We start from the raw sequence: 19,056 nt of genomic DNA on the forward strand, positions 1-19,056 counted from the left end.
TACTACCGTGGCAAAATTACTGGTATTCGCTCATCGGCACGCAGGAGCAGAACAGGTTACGGTCGCCATAAACGTCATCAAGACGCTTCACGGTTGGCCAGTACTTGTTCGCTACACCCGCCGGGAAGACCGCCACTTCACGGCTGTAACCGTGATTCCACTCTGCTACCAGCTCGTTTTGGGTATGCGGCGCGTTAACCAGTGGGTTATCTTCCAGCGTCCATTCACCGCTCTGCACGCGATCGATTTCCGCACGAATCGCCAGCATCGCGTTGATAAAGCGATCCAGTTCCACTTTGCTTTCTGATTCCGTTGGCTCAACCATCAGCGTACCCGCGACCGGGAACGACATGGTCGGCGCATGGAAGCCGTAGTCGATCAGGCGTTTGGCAATATCCAGTTCACTGATACCGGTCGCTTCTTTCAGCGGACGGATGTCGAGAATACACTCGTGCGCCACGCGACCATCGCGGCCGGTATACAGAACCGGGAATGCGTCTTTCAGACGGCTGGCAATGTAGTTGGCATTCAGAATTGCCACCTGACTTGCCTGCTTCAGTCCTTCGGCGCCCATCATGCGGATGTACATCCAACTGATTGGCAGAATTGATGCGCTGCCGAACGGTGCGGCAGACACCGCGCCCTGACGGGTCAGCATCCCTTCAATCTGCACCACACTGTGGCCTGGTACAAACGGCGCAAGGTGCGATTTCACGCCAATCGGTCCCATGCCTGGGCCACCGCCGCCGTGCGGAATGCAGAAGGTTTTGTGCAGGTTCAGGTGCGAAACGTCAGCGCCGATAAATCCCGGCGAGGTGATACCCACCTGAGCATTCATATTTGCGCCGTCGAGATAAACCTGACCACCGAATTGATGCACGATCTCGCACACTTCGCGGATCGTCTCTTCGTAAACGCCGTGGGTAGACGGATAGGTCACCATGATGCAAGAGAGATTTTCGCCCGCCTGAGCGGCTTTTTCACGCAGATCGCCAAGATCGATATTCCCGTTCTTATCACAGGCCACGACCACTACCTGCATCCCCGCCATCTGTGCGGAAGCCGGGTTAGTCCCGTGCGCAGAGGCCGGGATCAGGCAGATATCGCGATGCCCTTCATTGCGGCTTTCGTGATAATGGCGGATCGCCAGCAGACCGGCGTATTCCCCTTGTGCACCAGAGTTCGGCTGCATACAGACGGCGTCGTAACCGGTCAGTTTGACCAGCCAGTCAGAAAGCTGACCAATCATCTGATGGTAGCCTTCCGCCTGTTCTGGCGGGCAGAACGGATGCAGTTCGGCAAATTCCGGCCAGGTAATTGGGATCATTTCCGCTGCCGCATTCAGCTTCATGGTGCAGGAACCCAGCGGGATCATCGCCTGATTCAGCGCCAGATCTTTGCGCTCCAGCGAGTGCATGTAGCGCATCATCTCAGTTTCACTGTGATAGCGATTGAATACCGGGTGGCTCAGGATGGCGTCATCACGCAGCATACTTTCCTGAATTGAACGACTGTCGTGCGCCACCTCTTTGTCCAGGGTGTCGATGTTCAGACCGTGGCCGTCACCCAGCAGAACCGTAAACAACTGCAAGACATTTTCACGGGTGGTGGTTTCGTCAAGCGTAATGCCGACTGCGTTATGGATATCACTGCGCAGGTTGATTTCTGCCGCTTGCGCACGCGCCAGCACTGCGGCTTTGTCCGCCACTTCCACGCACAGTGTGTCAAAATAGTGGGCATGACGCAGTTTCAGCCCTTTTTGTTGCATGCCCACGGCCAGGATATCGGTCAGACGGTGGATACGATTCGCAATGCGTTTCAGGCCAACCGGGCCATGATACACGGCATACAGACTGGCGATGTTTGCCAGCAGTACCTGTGAGGTACAAATGTTGGAGTTCGCTTTCTCGCGGCGAATATGCTGCTCACGCGTCTGCATCGCCATACGCAGCGCGGTATTGCCCGCCGCATCTTTCGATACGCCGATAATACGACCCGGCATGGAGCGTTTGAATTCATCTTTTGCTGCAAAAAATGCCGCGTGTGGACCGCCATAGCCCATCGGTACGCCAAAGCGTTGCGCAGAGCCGAAAACAATGTCCGCGCCCTGTTTGCCCGGCGCGGTCAGCAGCACCAGCGCCATAAAATCGGCAGCAACGCTGACGATCACTTTGCGTGATTTCAGTTCGCTAATCAGCGTGCTGTAGTCGTGGACTTCACCGGTGGTACCCACCTGCTGTAACAGCACGCCGAACACATCCTGGTGATCCAGTACTTTCGCCGCATCATCCACAATCACGTCAAAACCAAAAGTTTCCGCACGCGTACGCACAACGTCCAGCGTTTGTGGATGCACATCTGCGGCAACAAAGAAACGGTTCGCGTTTTTCAGTTTGCTGACGCGCTTCGCCATTGCCATCGCTTCTGCAGCCGCAGTGGCTTCATCGAGCAGCGAAGCGGAAGCCATGTCCAGACCGGTCAGATCCAGTGTCACCTGTTGGAAGTTCAGCAGTGCTTCCAGGCGGCCCTGAGACACTTCCGGCTGATAAGGCGTATAGGCGGTGTACCAGCCCGGGTTTTCCAGCATGTTACGCAGGATAACCGGTGGCAGTTGCACGGCGGTATAACCCATGCCGATGTATGACGTGAAGCGCTTGTTACGCCCGGCGATGGCCTTTAATTCTGCCAGCGCGGCGTATTCGGTCGCCGCCTCGCCCACCTGCGGCGGGGTTGCGAGCTGAATGTCTTTCGGCACAATCTGGCCGATCAGCGCGTTTAACGACCCGGCACCAACGGCATTCAGCATCTCTTGCTGTTGCGTGGCGTCCGGTCCGATGTGGCGTTCAATGAAAGCGCCGCTGTTTTCAAGCTGGCTTAACGTCTGTGTCATGGGCGATGGTTCCTGAAACGTGCAGTGAATCGTGATTGTCTCTGTCTGCGAGCCCGGTGGCGCTAACGCTTACCGGGCCTACGCATGCCTTCCAGGCCGGATAAGCGCAGCGCCATCCGGCAAAGGCAGATTTACTCGTCTTCTAACAATGCTTCGTACGCAGTGGCATCCAGCAGCGAGTCCAGTTCGCTCTCATCACTGGCTTTGATTTTGAAAATCCAGCCATCGGCGTACGGCTCGCTGTTCACCAGTTCCGGGGAGTCGCTCAGGGCATCGTTAACGGCCACGATCTCACCGCCGATCGGCGCATAGATATCAGAAGCGGCTTTGACCGATTCGGCAACCGCGCAGTCATCACCCGCACTCACGGTCGTGCCGACTTCCGGCAGGTCAACAAAAACCATGTCGCCCAACAGTTCCTGAGCGTGTTCGGTAATGCCAACGGTGTAAGAGCCGTCAGCTTCTTTGCGCAGCCATTCGTGTTCTTTACTGTATTTCAGTTCTGCTGGTACGTTGCTCATCAATCAATCTCCAGAAAAGGATGAATCACGCGACGGCTTTGCCGTTACGCACAAAAACAGGTTTAGTGACTTTTACCGGCATTTCGCGGTTGCGAATCTGCACAATGGCCGTTTCGCCAATGCCCGCTGGTACGCGCGCCAACGCAATACTGTAGCCCAGCGTCGGAGAGAAGGTACCGCTCGTGATAACGCCTTCCAGTTGATTACCCTGGGCGTCAGTGAAACGTACCGGCAGTTCGTTACGCAGCACACCTTTTTCGGTCATGACCAGGCCAACCAACTGTTCGTGGCCTTTTTCACGCTGCGCTTCCAGTGCTTCACGACCGATAAAGTCGCGATCGGCGGGTTCCCAGGCAACAGTCCAGCCCATATTAGCCGCCAGTGGAGTGATCCCCTCATCCATCTCCTGGCCATACAGGTTCATACCCGCTTCCAGACGCAGCGTATCGCGCGCGCCCAGACCACACGGTTTCACCCCCGCTTCCACCAGCGCACGCCAGAAATCCGCCGCCTTTTCATTCGGCATCGCAATCTCATAGCCCACTTCACCGGTATAACCGGTCGTGGCGATAAACAGGTCGCCGGCCTGCACGCCGAAGAACGGTTTCATGCCTTCAACGGCTTTGCGCTGCTCATCAGTAAACAGAGATGCCGCCTTCGCCTGCGCGTCAGGCCCCTGCACCGCGATCAGCGACAGGTCATCACGCACGGTAATGTCGATGGCATAAGGTTCAGCGTGTTGGGTAATCCAGGAGAGGTCTTTTTCGCGAGTGGCGGAGTTAACAACGAGGCGGAAGAAGTCTTCGGTAAAGTAATAGACAATCAGGTCATCTATCACGCCGCCCGAGGCGTTAAGCATACCGGAATAAAGCGCCTTGCCGGTTTTCGTGAGCTTTGCCACATCGTTCGCCAGCAGATAACGCAAGAACTCCCGAGTGCGACTGCCGCGTAGATCGACGATGGTCATGTGCGACACATCAAACATTCCGGCATCGGTGCGAACCGCATGGTGTTCATCGAGCTGAGAACCATAATGCAGCGGCATCATCCAGCCGTGGAAATCGACCATGCGTGCGCCGCATAGCGTGTGTTGTTCGTACAAAGGCGTCTGTTGAGCCATCTTGTCCTCATTGAATAAGCGGGGCTGACCACCCTTTCGCAGCGAAAATTGTCGCCACGAAACCCGGCATCGACGTCACTCCTGGACTCCGACGCAAACGTTCTCTTTGCCCCTGAACTTACCACCGAAATCCACGCTAAACCATAAAACAAAATTAACCATCACATTAGCTTATGACCAAAAACCGCCAAAACACCATCAGCATAAAAAACCATTGAAAAGGCCATTAATACAGATAAATGATAAGCACTCATCCATAACAGCCGCACATATCAATATTAAACGCTAAAAAAATGTCAAAACTGGCGTTGCGAGAAAATCATGACATTAGAAAATATAATGCGAAAAGAAGAGTGAAATTAGTTTATTTCAAATGAGGGAAGCCTCCCGGCGAAGACGCCGGGAGAAGGAAATGTGACGGGTTTCAAATTCTTTAAAAAGAGGGGAATGCTTAGCGAAGCCACTCAGGCAGATCGTTTAATCCCATTGCCTGACGGAGAAGTTGCGGTTTAACGCCAGGGAGCGTATCAGCCAGTTTCAGCCCTATATCACGCAGCAGTTTTTTCGCCGGATTCGTCCCCGCAAACAGCTCGCGGAATCCCTGCATGCCCGCGAGCATCATCGCGGCGCTGTGCTTACGGCTACGCTCATAGCGACGCAAATAAAGGTACTGACCGATATCTTTACCCTGACGATGCAGACGTTTGAGTTCATCCACCAGTTCTGCTGCATCCATAAAACCGAGATTTACGCCCTGTCCGGCCAGCGGATGGATAGTATGCGCAGCGTCGCCCACCAGCGCCAGACGATGCGCGGCAAACTGACGCGCATAGCGTCCTGTCAGTGGAAACACCTGGCGGTCGCTTTCCACCTGACACAGCCCCAGACGATTATCAAACGCGATGTTCAGCGCCTGATTAAATTGCTCATCGCTAAGCTGCTGCATCCGTTCAGCCGCTTCCGGCGCAAGCGACCAGACGATGGAGCACAAATGCGGATCGCTGAGCGGCAAAAACGCCAGAATGCCTTCACCGTGAAACGCCTGACGGGCAACAGCACCGTGCGCTTCTTCGGTGCGAATAGTCGCGACCAGCGCATGATGGCGGTAATCCCAGAAGGTCAGCGGAATGTCTGCCTTATTGCGTAGCCACGAATTCGCCCCATCGGCGCCAATCACCAGACGCGCGGTGAGCATTGCGCCATCTTTCAGCGTCAGGAAGGCTTCGTTTTCCCCCCACGCCACCTGCTGCAATTCGGCAGGCGCCATCAGCGTGATATCGGAGGATTGCTGCGCTTTTTGCCACAGCGCGTAATGGATCACGGCGTTCTCTACGATATGGCCCAGATGGCTGTAGCCCATGCTTTGGTCATCAAATTCAATGCGGCCAAAGCTGTCCTTATCCCACACTTCCATCCCGTGATAACAACTGGCGCGACGAGCCACAATGTCTGACCAGACGCCCAGACGGGTAAGCAGTTTTTCACTGGCGGCATTGATTGCCGACACGCGAAGCGCAGGATCGGCATCCATCGCCAACGGCTGCGGTTCGCGCTGTTCGAGCACAGCGACACGTAAACCGCTGCCCTGTAACCCGCACGCGACAGCCAGGCCAACCATGCCTCCACCCACGATTGCTACATCAACACTTTGCACTGTTTACTCCTGGAAATCGGAAACCGCCATCGGGCGTCATGTTCGTATAAATACCGGATGGCGCTTCGCTTATCCGGTCTGGAGATGTTTACCGCGCCACCCAGCCTAACGTCCGCTGCGCAAACGCATTGCGGGCGGGAGGGCATAATTCCATGGTCATCAGTCCCATGTTGCGCCCAACAACCAGCGGCGCCCAGCGGTTGGCAAACAGATGGACCAGACTGTCCGTCACGCCGACCGTAGCCTGGCGATCCTCCTGACGACGCTGTTGATAGTGCGAGAGCACGGCGTAATCACCGACGTCCCTGCCCGTTGCCTGCGCTTCAGTCAGCGTTTCGGCGAGGCTCATGACATCGCGCAGTCCGAGGTTGAACCCCTGCCCTGCAATCGGATGCAGCGTCTGCGCGGCGTTACCCACCAGCACGGTACGGTGCGTGAATGCCTTCGCCGCCGTGGTGAGCGACAGCGGATACGCGCTCCGTTTGCCTGCGTGCGTGATTTTCCCCAACCGCCAGCCAAATGCCGTCTGGAGTTCGCGACAGAAACGTTCATCTGACCAGCTCAGAATCTCCTCACGGTGTTCCAGCGGATGGCACCACACCAGCGAACTGCGCCCTTCAGACATCGGCAGCATCGCCAATGGTCCATGCGCCGTAAACCGTTCAAACGCGCGGCCATTATGTGCAACGGCGGTTGAGACGTTAGCGATCACCGCCAACTGCTCATAGGGTTCCTGTTGCCAGTCAACGCCGCAGGCGGTGGCCAGCGCTGAACGGGTACCATCCGCTGCCACCAGAACGCGTCCGACGATCGTTTCGCCCGTCTCCAGCGTGACATTCACCTGGTCTTCGGTACGCGACACGCTGGCAACCCGATCCGGGCAGTGCAACGTGACGCCAGGCGCTTTTCGCAGCAGAGCAAACAGGCGTAACCCCACGTCATGCAGCTCAACCACCTGACCCAGCGCCGGAATGCGATAGTCCTCAGCGTGGAGCGTCACAAAACCGGCATGACCCCGATCGCTGACGTGGACGGTATTGATCGCGGTGGCGCAGTCGGCAATTGCCTGCCAGACGCCAATGCGTGCCAGTTGTTGGCAGGTCCCCGCCGCGAGCGCAATCGCCCGGGCATCAAACCCGGGATGACTGTCCGCTTCGGGGGCAGTCGCTTCAATCAGATGAACCGGCAGCATCCCCTGACTCAACCGGGAAATCGCCAGCGCCAGCGTCGCGCCCACCATGCCACCGCCAACAATGATCACGCTCATGCCTTTTTCGCCGCCGCCATTAACGCTTCAATCTCATCCGCCTTTTTGACGACGCCAGCGGTCAGATTTTCGTTGCCGTTTTCGGTGATCAGAATGTCATCCTCAATACGGATCCCGATCCCCCGATACGCTTCCGGGACATCGGCATCAGGCGCAATATACAGCCCTGGTTCAACGGTAATCACCATTCCTGGCTTCAGGATGCGGGAACGATCCTGCTCATATTCGCCGACATCATGGACATCCAGCCCCAGCCAGTGGCTCAAACCGTGCATAAAGAACGGACGATGCGCATTATCGGCGATCAGTTGATCCACTTCGCCCTGCAAAATACCCAGCTTCACCAGCCCGGTAATCATAATGCGCACGACTTCGCCGGTGACTTCCTGAATCGAGGTGCCCGGACGGTACAGACGCAGGCTGGTTTCCAGTGATTCCAGGACGATGTCGTAGATTTCACGTTGCGCCGGGGTAAATTTGCCATTCACCGGGAACGTTCGGGTGATATCCCCGGCATAGCCCTGGTATTCACAACCTGCATCAATCAGCACCAAATCGCCGTCGCGCAGTTCACTTTCATTTTCGGTGTAATGCAGAATACAGCCATTTTCACCGCTGCCCACAATGGTGTTGTAGGACGGATAGCGTGCGCCGTGGCGAGTAAATTCGTGGTGAATTTCGCCTTCCAGGTGATACTCAAACATCCCCGGACGGCATTTCTCCATCGCCCGGGTATGCGCGAGTGCCGTAATTTCTCCGGCGCGACGCATCACCGCAATCTCTTCAGGCGACTTAAACAGGCGCATTTCATGCACCATCGGCCGCCAGTCGATCAGGGTCGACGGCGCTTTCAGGTTCTGGCGTGAGCCTTTGCGCAGTTTTTCCAGCGCGGTGAAGACAATCTCATCCGCATACGCATATTCGCCCTGCGCGTGATACACCACGTCCAGACCGTTAAGTAGTTGAAAAAGCTGTTGATTAATTTCGCTGAAGGCCAGCGCGCGATCCACCGCCAGTTTTTCCGGCGCGGCATCTTGCCCCAGACGTCGACCAAACCAGATTTCTGCAGTCAGATCGCGAACGCGGTTGAACAACACGCTGTGGTTATGGGTATCGTCGCTTTTAATCAGTACCAGAACGGCCTCCGGTTCGTTAAAACCGGTGAAATACCAGAAATCGCTGCTCTGGCGATACGGGTATTCACTGTCCGCGCTGCGCGTTACTTCCGGCGCGGCAAAAATCAGCGCGGCGCTGCCTGGCTGCATTTGCGCAAGCAGTGCCTGGCGACGACGTTGGTATTCCTGCGGTGTCATGACGTGGTGGCCTCCATTATCGTTTTACTTTTTAGTGTAGGGTCGGTTTACGCACTTCCGGTGCGGTCGGCGGCTGACGAGTGAAGGTATCGTGGCACAGCAGCGCCGCGACACGCACATACTCGATGATCTCTTCGAGCGACATCTCCAGCTCTTCCTGATCTTCCTCTTCGTCATAGCCGAGCTGCGCGATGTTGCGCAAATCGTCGATAGCTTCGCCCGTTTCTCCGGTCACTTTATCAAGCTTCGGCTGCGTGACGCCGAGGCCAAGCAGGAAGTGATTAACCCATCCCGCCAGTGCGTCTGCACGATCGAAAACGCTCACGTCATCGCCTTCAGGCAGATAAAGCTGAAAAAGGAAACCATCATCTTCCAGCGCGTCGCTGGTCGCGGAGTGCATTTTACGCAGCGCCTGAGCCAGTTCATGACCGAAGGCCAGCCCTTCGTTCGTCAGGTCGTGAAGCAGCGGCTGCCAGGAGCTGTCGTTATTACCACCGCAAATCATCCCGCTGATCAAACCGTGCATTTCCGCTGGGGTCAGTCCGGCCCCTTGTTGGTTCAAATACTGGTTCATTTCACTGTAACCAGGCATTTCGTTCTGTATAGACATAAGCATTCGTCATCAAAGGGAGGATATTCATGGTATGCTACCACTTTGGACCCTGGTGAACCAGAATAGGGCTTGTATCTTCACACCAGGGTAGCTATAGTGTCGCCCCTTCGCGGACCCAGGGTCTGGAGACGAAGGCAGCACAGTCAATCAGCAGGAAGGTGGCATGTCTGCACAACCCGTCGATATCCAAATATTTGGCCGTTCACTGCGAGTGAATTGCCCGCCTGAACAAAGGGATGCGTTGAATCAGGCTGCGGACGATCTGAATCAGCGGTTGCAAGATCTGAAAGTTCGCACTAGAGTCACAAATACTGAGCAACTGGTATTCATTGCTGCACTGAATATTAGCTACGAACTGGCTCAGGAAAAAGCGAAGACCCGCGACTACGCGGCGAGCATGGAACAACGTATTCGGATGCTCCAACAGACCATTGAACAGGCACTGCTTGATCAGGGTCGCATAACCGAAAAAACGAACCAAAACTTTGAATAACACTTTTCGGTTTACTATGGTAGAGTGACCGTGAAGACAAAAATTTCTCTGAGATGTTTGCAAGCGGGCCAGTCCCCTGAGCCGATATTTCATACCACAAGAATGTGGCGATCCATGGTTGGTGAGCATGCTCGGTCCGTCCGAGAAGCCTTAAAACTGTGACGACGCATTCACCTTGAACCAAGGGTTCAAGGGTTACAGCCTGCGGCGGCATCTCGGAGATTCTCCTTCTACCTGGCGACAGCCATGACATTACTTTCTGAACTCCCTTTATCACGACAAACCATTCGCCAGATGATTAGGCAACGTCGTCGTGCGCTCACACTTTCGCAGCAAATCACCTTCGGTCAGCAGGCCGCAACACGCATGCTTGCATACCCTCCCGTAGTGATGGCGCACACGGTCGCCGTGTTTTTGTCATTTGATGGCGAACTCGATACTCAGCCCCTAATCGAACAACTCTGGCACGCGGGAAAACGCGTCTATCTCCCGGTCCTGCACCCTTTCAGCCCCGGTAATTTGCTGTTTCTGCACTATCACCCGCACAGTGAACTGATCACTAATCGGCTGAAGATTCAGGAACCTAAACTCGACGTTCGTGATGTTCTGCCGCTTTCGCAACTGGACGTGCTGGTCACGCCACTGGTGGCGTTTGATGAGTACGGTCAGCGTTTAGGGATGGGTGGCGGATTCTACGATCGCACCTTGCAAAACTGGCAACAGCATGGTCTGACGCCCGTAGGGTATGCCCACGACTGTCAGCGTGTGGAGAAATTGCCGGCAGAAGAGTGGGATGTCCCCTTACCGGCCGTCGTAACGCCGTCAAAAGTGTGGGAATGGTAAGCGCTTCTTTGCTGATTGACACCGCCGTTTTTTTGACCTAAATTTCCTCGGTAAGGGTGAGGGAGGCGAACCTCCCTCCTGCGTTTTCGCTGTTAATATGCTGGCCAGGCGATGATTAACAGGATAAGCAGCATGATGACATAACTCATCATCGTCCCTTTCCTTTTTAGAGCCCCTGCTTCGGTAGGGGCTTTCCCGTTTCAGCGCTGTGCTGCGCCTCTATCGTAAATTCCTTTTGTTGATGTACAACGCGTAGCGAAGCCTTTAATCATCAATTGCGGCAAGGCTCGAAAACAGGATGTATGCGTTACAACAAGGGATGACGATGTCGGGAAAACGAAGGGAGAAAGGAAGAAATGACGGGCAGACTCAGCGCCTGCCCGCATCGGTAAGAATCAGTACAACAGGCGCGCGCGAATAGTGCCCGGAATGGCCTTCATCGCCAACAGCGCTTTCTCGGCGACTGCTTCATCCGCTTCAATGTCGATAACGACATAACCCATTTGCGCCGACGTTTGCAGATACTGCGCGGCAATGTTGACGCCCTGCTCGGCAAAAATCTGGTTCAGGGAAGTCAGCACGCCAGGACGGTTTTCATGGATGTGCATCAGACGACGCCCGCCGTGGAGCGGCAGCGACACTTCCGGGAAGTTAACCGCAGAAAGCGTAGAGCCGTTATCAGAATACTTCGCCAGTTTACCTGCCACTTCCAGACCAATGTTTTCTTGCGCTTCCTGAGTGGAACCTCCGATATGCGGCGTCAGAATCACGTTATCAAAGTCGCAAAGCGGTGAAGTGAACGGATCGCTGTTGGTTGCCGGCTCGGTCGGGAACACGTCGATTGCCGCCCCTGCCAGGTGTTTGGTCGCCAGCGCATCGCACAGCGCGGGAATATCTACCACGGTGCCACGTGCGGCGTTGATCAGCAGCGAGCCAGGCTTCATCAGCGCGATCTCTTTCGCGCCCATCATGTTCTTCGTTGAGGCGTTTTCCGGCACGTGCAGGCTGACCACGTCGCTCATGTTGAGCAGTTCAGACAGATGCTGAACCTGAGTGGCGTTACCCAGCGGCAGCTTGTTTTCAATATCGTAGAAGTAAACGTGCATCCCCAGCGATTCCGCCAGAATACCCAACTGAGTCCCGATGTGGCCATAGCCAATAATGCCGAGTCTTTTACCACGTGCTTCAAACGAACCGGCAGCCAGTTTATTCCACACACCGCGGTGCGCTTTGGCGTTTGCTTCCGGTACGCCGCGCAGCAGCAGTAGCAGCTCACCAATCACCAACTCCGCCACGGAACGGGTGTTAGAGAACGGCGCGTTAAACACCGGAATACCGCGCTTTGCTGCCGCCTTCAGGTCTACCTGGTTGGTGCCGATACAGAAACAACCGATAGCGACCAGTTTTTCCGCCGCGTTGATCACCTCTTCTGTCAGATGGGTACGGGATCGCAGGCCAATGAAGTGGGCATCACGGATGGACTCTTTCAGCTCTTCAGCATCCAGTGCCCCTTTGTGAAATTCGATGTTGGTATAACCTGCTGCCCGAAGGCTATCCAGCGCCTTTTGATGCACGCCTTCAACCAGCAGAAATTTAATCTTGTCTTTCTCCAGCGATACCTTTGCCATTTCCCGACCCTGTCTTTTTATGCAATCTGATATTGTGTGTGTGGATTTGATCCGCCTTTCAACATATCAAAAATAATTATTGCGGCAATATGAACGTTTGCGTCGCTCTGTTGAGGAACGTTCATTCAGTGGCAAATGCCAGAGGAAAATGCTGGGGATAAGTTTTTCTTTGGAGAAATCAGCAGGGCAAGATTCAAAACGTGATACATGTCACCAAATTTGCCCTGCAAAAAAATTTTAACCGGGGAAGCGCTCCCCTGGTCAGATCATTTCACGATGGTTTTGACGCCGTCAGCGGTCCCGATTAACGCCACATCCGCGCCACGGTTAGCAAACAGGCCGACAGTCACCACGCCGGGAATAGCGTTAATGGCATTTTCCATCGCCACCGGATCGAGGATCTCCATGCCGTGCACATCAAGGATCACGTTACCGTTGTCAGTCACCACGCCCTGACGGTATTCCGGACGACCGCCCAGTTTGACTAACTGGCGGGCCACTGCGCTGCGCGCCATTGGGATAACCTCAACCGGCAGCGGGAAGTTACCCAGAATATCCACTTCCTTGGACGCGTCGGCGATACAGATAAATTTCTTCGCCACGGAGGCAATGATTTTTTCACGGGTCAGCGCCGCGCCGCCGCCTTTAATCATCTGCATGTGACCGTTAATTTCGTCCGCGCCATCAACGTAAACGCCAAGGCTGTCCACTTCGTTGAGATCAAACACAGGGATGCCGAGGCTTTTGAGTTTTTCGGTTGAGGCATCCGAGCTGGAAACCGCGCCTTCAATCTGACCTTTCATGGTGCCCAGCGCGTCAATAAAGTGCGCGGCTGTTGAACCGGTACCTACCCCTACAATGGTGCCGGGCTGTACATACTGAAGTGCCGCCCATCCTACTGCTTTTTTCAGTTCATCCTGCGTCATGATTGTCTCGCCTTTGTGGAGAAAAATTCACGCGCATTATAGACCATTGCGCGGAAAAATCTTCCCGACCCGCTCGCAGGCTGCGGATTTCGTCTTTACCCAATGCAAATTTATGTCATAGTGCAGAACAAGCAAAAATTTCAGGAGTGTGTCAGATCAATGAAACGTCCGGACTACAGAACACTACAAGCACTGGATGCCGTTATACGTGAACGCGGGTTTGAGCGCGCGGCGCAAAAGCTGTGCATCACCCAATCTGCCGTTTCGCAACGCATCAAGCAGCTTGAGAATATGTTCGGACAACCGCTGCTGGTCCGCACCGTTCCGCCGCGTCCGACCGAGCAGGGGCAAAAACTGTTGGCGCTGCTTCGTCAGGTCGAACTGCTGGAAGAGGAATGGCTGGGCGATGAGCAGACCGGCTCCACGCCGTTGCTGCTGTCGCTGGCGGTTAACGCCGACAGTCTGGCGACCTGGCTGTTACCGGCTCTGGCGCCGGTACTGGCTGACTCCCCTATTCGTCTTAACCTGCAGGTGGAAGATGAAACCCGCACCCAGGAACGTCTGCGTCGCGGCGAAGTGGTAGGCGCGGTGAGTATTCAGCATCAGGCGCTGCCCAGTTGTCTGGTGGATAAACTCGGCGCGCTCGACTATCTGTTTGTGGGTTCCAAAGCGTTTGCTGAACGCTACTTCCCGAACGGTGTCACCCGCTCCGCGCTGCTGAAAGCGCCTGCGGTGGCGTTTGACCATCTGGACGATATGCACCAGGCCTTCCTGCAACAGAACTTTGATCTGCCGCCGGGCAGCGTTCCATGCCACATCGTCAACTCTTCGGAAGCCTTTGTGCAACTGGCGCGTCAGGGCACCACCTGCTGTATGATCCCGCACCTGCAGATTGAAAAAGAGCTGCAAAGCGGTGAACTGATCGATCTCACGCCAGGCCTGTTTCAGCGCCGGATGCTCTACTGGCATCGGTTTGCGCCTGAAAGCCGCATGATGCGCAACGTCACCGACGCGCTGCTGGCCTACGGTCACAAGGTGCTGCGTCAGGACTGAGCCGGTCTCATTCTGCGGTGTAGAAGTGTCTGAGCTCATCGAACTGCATGGCAAATTCGATGTAGCTCATCAGCGCGGGAGAGTTCAGCTTACGGCTGGGATACACCAGCCAGAGATCGTTTCCCGCCACTGTCCATGGCGCCAGTACCGGTATCAGAGCGCCCTTTTCGATTTTATCTTCCAGCATAAACGCCGGCAGCAGTGTGATCCCCGCCCCTGCGATGGCGCTTTCGCGGGCATAGACCAAATTATCCGTCAGATGCACCCGCTCAGGCATGTACTGATAGTCTTCATCACCGCGATGAAATAACCACTCAGCCCAGGCTTTGTGCGCGATGCAATGGTGTTCGACCAGTTGACGGGGATGGTTCAACGGCGCATAACGTGACAGATAATCGGGCGAGGCCAGCAAATAGCGCGGGCAATGGCCAATCATACGTCCGATCAGCGAGGAATCCTGCGGCTTACCAGTGCGCAACGCGACGTCAAAACCGCTGTCCACCAAATCCAGCAGTTCATCGGAGATACTGACCTCAAGATAAACATCGGGGTAGCGTTGCTGGAACTGCGTGTTCAGGCGCGCGAGCAGTGTCGCGCCAATGCCTGCCGGCGACGTGATGCGCAATCGTCCGCTGGGGTTGTCGCGCAGGCGCTGAACCGCATAATCGGCGCGTTCGCTGGCAGCGAGTATTTCCCGGCAGTGCACCAGATAGTGTTCACCGGCGTAGGTCAGGTTCAGTTTGCGGGTGGTACGGTTGATCAGGCGAATGCCAACGTGCTGCTCAAGCTGGCTGATACGCTGACTGACGCTCGACTTCGGCAGCCCCGCCTTTTGCGCGGCGACGGTAAAGCTGCCGTGTTCGGCGACCAGGGCAAACAGCGCCATATCCTGCAAGTGCTTAAACATCGCGTTCACCCCTGGCGAGGATCACCCCTGCTCACCCATCATCTCTTTGACCAGCTCGACGCAACGCAGGAAACGGCCATCGTAATCCGCCTCTTCGACATGCACGAAGTCGATATTGTTTTCGCGCAACATCTCCACCAGCAGCGTCTGAAATTCTTTGCGATCCACTGAACTACCGAGGCTGCGCAGACCGTCCGCCACCCACGGCGTGTTATTTTCCAGCAGGATCACCAGGTCAAAGCGGTATTCATCGATCAACGCCTGCACAAACGGATGTTCTCGCCCTTCGTACTTTTTGCAGAAGGCCTGAGTCGTGACGAAGTCGGTGTCGACAAACGCCACTTTATTGGCGTACTTCACTGCAAAATCAATGTACTGCGCGTGGCCCAGCGCGATTTTATCGTAGTCAGAATATTGTAGCGCCATCTCATCCCCCCCGAGGTGAGAGAAGACATAATCCCGGCCATACTCCCACGCACTGGTGGTATTGAAGATATTCGCCAGCTTATTGACCAGCGTCGATTTCCCACTCGATTCTCCGCCCAGCACCGCCACGGTACGCACGAAGAACGGCTTCACTTCGGTAGGAATATATTCCCAGTAGCGGAAGGGGTTTTCACGGATTTGCGCGCCGCTGATGCTCATAAAGGTCCGTTTCGGGTCGATAAGCACCGTTTCGATACCCAGATGTTCCAGGTACTGCGGGGCATCGGCTTCCTCTGAGGTATAGATCCAGTTTGGCGCAATCCCCTTCTCCGCCATAAACGCTTTGATGCCCTTACTCCAGACGTCCCAGCCGTGCGGATACGGCTCCATCCCCTCTTCGTTGAAGGCATGAATGCGGATATTTTTCTGATATTTGAACGTTTGTAACAGCCAGCGCAGACGATCCGGCACGGTCGGTTGCTGGGACATGGCGCTGTCTTCAAACAGCGCGCGGTCGCGCGTATCGTCATAGCCCATGATGATATGCAACTCGTCCACCTGGCTACAGGCGCGCTGAATCAGATAGATATGACCGGTGTGCAGCGGATAAAATTTGCCGAACACCACACCGATATTTTTCTGCTGCCGGGGAAACTCCAGCCCCAGAAAACGGTGCAACGCCTCCAGCTTTTGCGCGCTGGGGCTTTTGATCTTGGCATTGAGAAGTTGGCTGAGATAGCCCTTGGTCATTCCACTGGCATCCGCCACTTGTTGCAGGGTACAGCCCTTTTGCTTGATCGCGGTTTTCAGATAATCAAATGACGACATGGGTAACCTCCGTTTCACTCATTATAAGTCGTCAAACACGTTTAACGCATCCGCCAGCTTCTTGACACCAAAAACCTGCATCCCTTCCGGCGGTTTTTTCGGCACGTTAGCTGCCGGAACAATTGCGCGACGGAAACCATGTTTTGCGGCCTCGGAAATACGCTCCTGACCGCTGGGCACCGGGCGAATCTCTCCTGCCAGCCCCACTTCGCCAAACACTACCAGGTCCTGCGGCAGCGGCCTGTCGCGCAGGCTGGAGACCATCGCCAGCAGCAGCGCCAGATCCGCGCTGGTCTCTGTGACTTTGACGCCGCCCACCACGTTAACGAACACGTCCTGATCGGCCATTTGCAGACCGCCGTGACGGTGCAACACCGCCAGCAGAATCGCCAGACGGTTCTGCTCCAGCCCCACCGCGACGCGACGCGGGTTGGCCATCATCGAGTGATCGACCAGCGCCTGGATCTCCACCAGCAGCGGTCGCGTCCCTTCCCAGACCACCATCACCGAACTGCCGGAGGTGACTTCATCGCCACGACTCAGGAAGATCGCCGAAGGGTTGCTCACTTCGCGTAGTCCCTGTTCGGTCATCGCGAAGACCCCTAACTCATTCACCGCGCCAAAACGGTTTTTGTGGCTGCGCAGGGTACGAAAACGGGAATCGGCATCGCCATCCAGCAATACCGAGCAGTCGATGCAGTGCTCAAGCACTTTTGGCCCGGCCAGCGAGCCGTCTTTGGTCACGTGGCCCACCATCACAATCGCCACGCCGCGCGTCTTGGCAAAGCGCGTCAGGTAGGCCGCCGTCTCACGCACCTGCGCCACGCTGCCGGGTGATGACTGGATATCCGCCATGTGCATAACCTGAATGGAGTCGATCACCATCAGCTTCGGCTGCTCTTCTTCTGCAATCAGGCAAATCTGCTCAATACTGGTTTCCGAAAGCATGTTGAGATTGTTGGTCGGCAAACCGAGACGGTGCGCGCGCATTGCCACCTGCTGCAGGGACTCTTCCCCGGTGACGTACAGGGTTTTCATCTGCTCCGCGAGCTTGCACAGCGTCTGCAATAACAGCGTGGATTTACCCGCGCCGGGGTTACCGCCAATCAGAATCGCACTGCCGGGAACGACGCCGCCGCCCAGCACGCGGTCAAACTCTTTAAAACCGGTGGAAAAACGCGGCAGCTCTTCCAGGCTGATATCGGAAAGCTTCTGAACCTTTGCAACGCCAGCGCTCCCGGCATAACCACTCAGTCGCTCATTACGCGCCACCGTCGGCGATGCAGCCAGGCGCACCTCGGTGATGGTGTTCCAGGCATGACAGGCGCTGCATTGCCCCTGCCAGCGCGGATAATCCGCCCCGCATTCATTACATACAAAGGCGCGTTTTGGAGCTTTTGCCACGGTTTACCTCGTTATCTCTGTACCGCCTGTGTGCCGGATGGCGGCGGCGCCTTACCCGGCCTACACCTTAATACCAGCCGGTATCTCAATTATTTCTGGTTCATGCTGCCGGAGAGAATGCAGAACACCCCCATCAGGTCAGCGTGACGGATAGTAATCTCCGTCTTTTCATTCACTTTCGGCTTGGCATGGTACGCAATCCCCAGCCCCGCCGTTTTGATCATCGGCAGATCGTTGGCGCCATCGCCAATCGCCACGGTCTGCGCGATCGGGATTTCATATTCCTGCGCCAGTCGGGTCAGCGTTTTGGCCTTATACTGCGCATCGACGATATCGCCAATCACGTTGCCGGTAAATTTACCGTCCATGATCTCCAGTTCATTCGCCACTGCCGCCGTTAGCCGCAGTTTCTCACGCAGATATTCGGCAAAGAAGGTAAAGCCGCCGGAGGCGATTGCCACCTTCCAGCCCAGTGTTTCCAGCTTCAGCACCAGTTGCGTCAGGCCTGGCATCAGCGGCAGACTTTCACGTACCTGATGCAAAATATTGGCATCCGCGCCTTTCAGCGTCGCCACACGACTGCGCAGGCTGGCGGTGAAGTCGAGTTCGCCGCGCATCGCCCGTTCGGTCACTTCCGCGACCCTTTCGCCGGTACCGGCCAGTTTGGCGATCTCATCAATGCACTCGATCTGAATCGCGGTGGAGTCCATGTCCATCACCAACAGGCCAGGAGTACGCAAATGCGGGATTTTCCCCAACGGCGCAACGTCTAATTGCGCATCATGCGCCAGTTTCGTCGCGCGAGGCGTGAGCGAACCGGCAAGGCGAATGACCTGATAGTCCTCGACACACCACGCCGCGACAATCACCATCGCCGCGCCCAGTTTGCTCTGGTACTGAGTGAGACGTTGTTTATCCAGCCCGCGTCCGTACAGCAGCCAGCCGCTACGTCCAGCGTGGTAATCCAGTGGCATCACCTCGTCACCACTCAAAGAAAGGGGCAAACCTGGCCATAAAGAGACATCTTCAGGCAAATCGCACCAGGTAATGTTAGGCATTAAAGCTCCTGTAAAATCGTTCGGGCCGGGAAGGTTCACGGGGAAAATAACGCATGAGGCTACCCTGTAACCATCGCTTCTGGCAACATTAAGCCTCAAATTTTCAGCAGGT

17 protein-coding genes and 1 other RNA gene are annotated in these 19,056 nt (G+C 55.7%); 5 read left to right on the forward strand and 13 right to left on the reverse strand.

Annotation, left to right across the window (positions count from 1 at the left end; translation table 11 throughout):
* Nucleotides 1–16: 16 nt before the first annotated feature.
* From gcvP to gcvT, 3 genes are all read right to left on the reverse strand, one after another.
* Entirely contained in the window at nucleotides 17–2,890 is a 2,874-nt protein-coding gene (gcvP, locus tag KI228_RS18360; RefSeq protein ID WP_061069607.1) for an aminomethyl-transferring glycine dehydrogenase, read from the reverse strand.
* Nucleotides 2,891–3,021: 131 nt separating this feature from the next.
* Nucleotides 3,022–3,411 carry a glycine cleavage system protein GcvH gene (gcvH, locus tag KI228_RS18365; RefSeq protein WP_042999357.1) on the reverse strand — a complete coding sequence of 130 codons (390 nt, stop codon included), beginning with the start codon at nucleotides 3,409–3,411 and terminating at the stop codon, nucleotides 3,022–3,024.
* A 25-nt stretch (nucleotides 3,412–3,436) separates the two neighbouring features.
* The gene (gene gcvT / locus KI228_RS18370) at nucleotides 3,437–4,531 is read right to left on the reverse strand and encodes a glycine cleavage system aminomethyltransferase GcvT (protein WP_061069606.1); all 1,095 of its coding nucleotides are present in this window, start codon (nucleotides 4,529–4,531) and stop codon (nucleotides 3,437–3,439) included.
* A 293-nt stretch (nucleotides 4,532–4,824) separates the two neighbouring features.
* Between gcvT and KI228_RS24640 the strand changes: the two genes are divergently transcribed.
* Nucleotides 4,825–4,908 (forward strand): hypothetical protein, encoded by an 84-nt coding sequence (locus KI228_RS24640; RefSeq protein WP_418224869.1) that lies wholly within the window; start codon nucleotides 4,825–4,827, stop codon nucleotides 4,906–4,908.
* 74 nt (nucleotides 4,909–4,982) lie between these two features.
* Here the strand turns inward: KI228_RS24640 and ubiI are convergent, their stop codons facing one another.
* The 4 genes from ubiI to KI228_RS18390 form a co-directional block, all read right to left on the reverse strand.
* The gene (ubiI, locus tag KI228_RS18375; RefSeq protein ID WP_044253996.1) at nucleotides 4,983–6,185 is read right to left on the reverse strand and encodes an FAD-dependent 2-octaprenylphenol hydroxylase; all 1,203 of its coding nucleotides are present in this window, start codon (nucleotides 6,183–6,185) and stop codon (nucleotides 4,983–4,985) included.
* An 88-nt stretch (nucleotides 6,186–6,273) separates the two neighbouring features.
* Nucleotides 6,274–7,452, reverse strand: coding sequence for a 2-octaprenyl-6-methoxyphenyl hydroxylase (gene ubiH, locus KI228_RS18380; protein WP_042999354.1), 1,179 nt, complete (start codon nucleotides 7,450–7,452; stop codon nucleotides 6,274–6,276).
* Nucleotides 7,449–8,765, reverse strand: a complete 1,317-nt coding sequence (gene pepP / locus KI228_RS18385) for a Xaa-Pro aminopeptidase (RefSeq protein WP_042999353.1) — start codon at nucleotides 8,763–8,765, stop codon at nucleotides 7,449–7,451. Before pepP ends, ubiH begins: the two co-directional genes overlap by 4 nt.
* Before the next feature lie 31 nt (nucleotides 8,766–8,796).
* Nucleotides 8,797–9,375: a YecA/YgfB family protein gene (locus KI228_RS18390; RefSeq protein ID WP_125339144.1), complete on the reverse strand. Its 579-nt coding sequence runs from the start codon at nucleotides 9,373–9,375 to the stop codon at nucleotides 8,797–8,799.
* A gap of 166 nt (nucleotides 9,376–9,541) precedes the next feature.
* Here KI228_RS18390 and zapA point away from each other — a divergent pair, with 166 nt between their 5' ends.
* The 3 genes from zapA to KI228_RS18405 all read left to right on the forward strand — a co-directional run bounded on the left by zapA (nucleotide 9,542) and on the right by KI228_RS18405 (nucleotide 10,714).
* Nucleotides 9,542–9,871, forward strand: a complete 330-nt coding sequence (gene zapA / locus KI228_RS18395) for a cell division protein ZapA (RefSeq protein WP_042999351.1) — start codon at nucleotides 9,542–9,544, stop codon at nucleotides 9,869–9,871.
* A 42-nt stretch (nucleotides 9,872–9,913) separates the two neighbouring features.
* Nucleotides 9,914–10,097: non-coding RNA, 6S RNA (gene ssrS / locus KI228_RS18400), on the forward strand.
* 20 nt (nucleotides 10,098–10,117) lie between these two features.
* A complete protein-coding gene (locus KI228_RS18405; protein ID WP_044253985.1) occupies nucleotides 10,118–10,714 on the forward strand; it encodes a 5-formyltetrahydrofolate cyclo-ligase in 597 nt (198 codons plus the stop codon).
* Between the two features lie 395 nt (nucleotides 10,715–11,109).
* Here KI228_RS18405 and serA read toward each other — a convergent pair whose 3' ends face one another.
* Together serA and rpiA are read right to left on the reverse strand one after the other, a co-directional pair.
* On the reverse strand, nucleotides 11,110–12,342 hold the full coding sequence (serA, locus tag KI228_RS18410) for a phosphoglycerate dehydrogenase (protein WP_042999349.1): 1,233 nt from the start codon (nucleotides 12,340–12,342) through the stop codon (nucleotides 11,110–11,112).
* A gap of 266 nt (nucleotides 12,343–12,608) precedes the next feature.
* Nucleotides 12,609–13,268: a ribose-5-phosphate isomerase RpiA gene (gene rpiA, locus KI228_RS18415; RefSeq protein WP_042322083.1), complete on the reverse strand. Its 660-nt coding sequence runs from the start codon at nucleotides 13,266–13,268 to the stop codon at nucleotides 12,609–12,611.
* A 159-nt stretch (nucleotides 13,269–13,427) separates the two neighbouring features.
* Between rpiA and argP the strand changes: the two genes are divergently transcribed.
* Complete coding sequence (gene argP, locus KI228_RS18420; protein ID WP_042322080.1) at nucleotides 13,428–14,321, forward strand: DNA-binding transcriptional regulator ArgP; 894 nt, start codon at nucleotides 13,428–13,430, stop codon at nucleotides 14,319–14,321.
* A gap of 7 nt (nucleotides 14,322–14,328) precedes the next feature.
* On the opposite strand, the gene KI228_RS18425 is transcribed toward argP, so the two are convergent.
* From KI228_RS18425 to serB, 4 genes are all read right to left on the reverse strand, one after another.
* A complete protein-coding gene (locus KI228_RS18425) occupies nucleotides 14,329–15,228 on the reverse strand; it encodes a LysR family transcriptional regulator (protein ID WP_042999348.1) in 900 nt (299 codons plus the stop codon).
* A 21-nt stretch (nucleotides 15,229–15,249) separates the two neighbouring features.
* Nucleotides 15,250–16,482, reverse strand: coding sequence for a multifunctional transcriptional regulator/nicotinamide-nucleotide adenylyltransferase/ribosylnicotinamide kinase NadR (gene nadR / locus KI228_RS18430; RefSeq protein WP_042999347.1), 1,233 nt, complete (start codon nucleotides 16,480–16,482; stop codon nucleotides 15,250–15,252).
* Between the two features lie 21 nt (nucleotides 16,483–16,503).
* Complete coding sequence (radA, locus tag KI228_RS18435) at nucleotides 16,504–17,886, reverse strand: DNA repair protein RadA (RefSeq protein ID WP_044253979.1); 1,383 nt, start codon at nucleotides 17,884–17,886, stop codon at nucleotides 16,504–16,506.
* 89 nt (nucleotides 17,887–17,975) lie between these two features.
* Nucleotides 17,976–18,944, reverse strand: a complete 969-nt coding sequence (serB, locus tag KI228_RS18440) for a phosphoserine phosphatase (RefSeq protein ID WP_042999345.1) — start codon at nucleotides 18,942–18,944, stop codon at nucleotides 17,976–17,978.
* Between the last annotated feature and the right edge of the window lie 112 nt (nucleotides 18,945–19,056).

It is taken from the genome of Citrobacter amalonaticus, assembly GCF_018323885.1.
In the GTDB taxonomy this organism is placed as follows: Bacteria; Pseudomonadota; Gammaproteobacteria; order Enterobacterales; family Enterobacteriaceae; genus Citrobacter_A; species Citrobacter_A amalonaticus.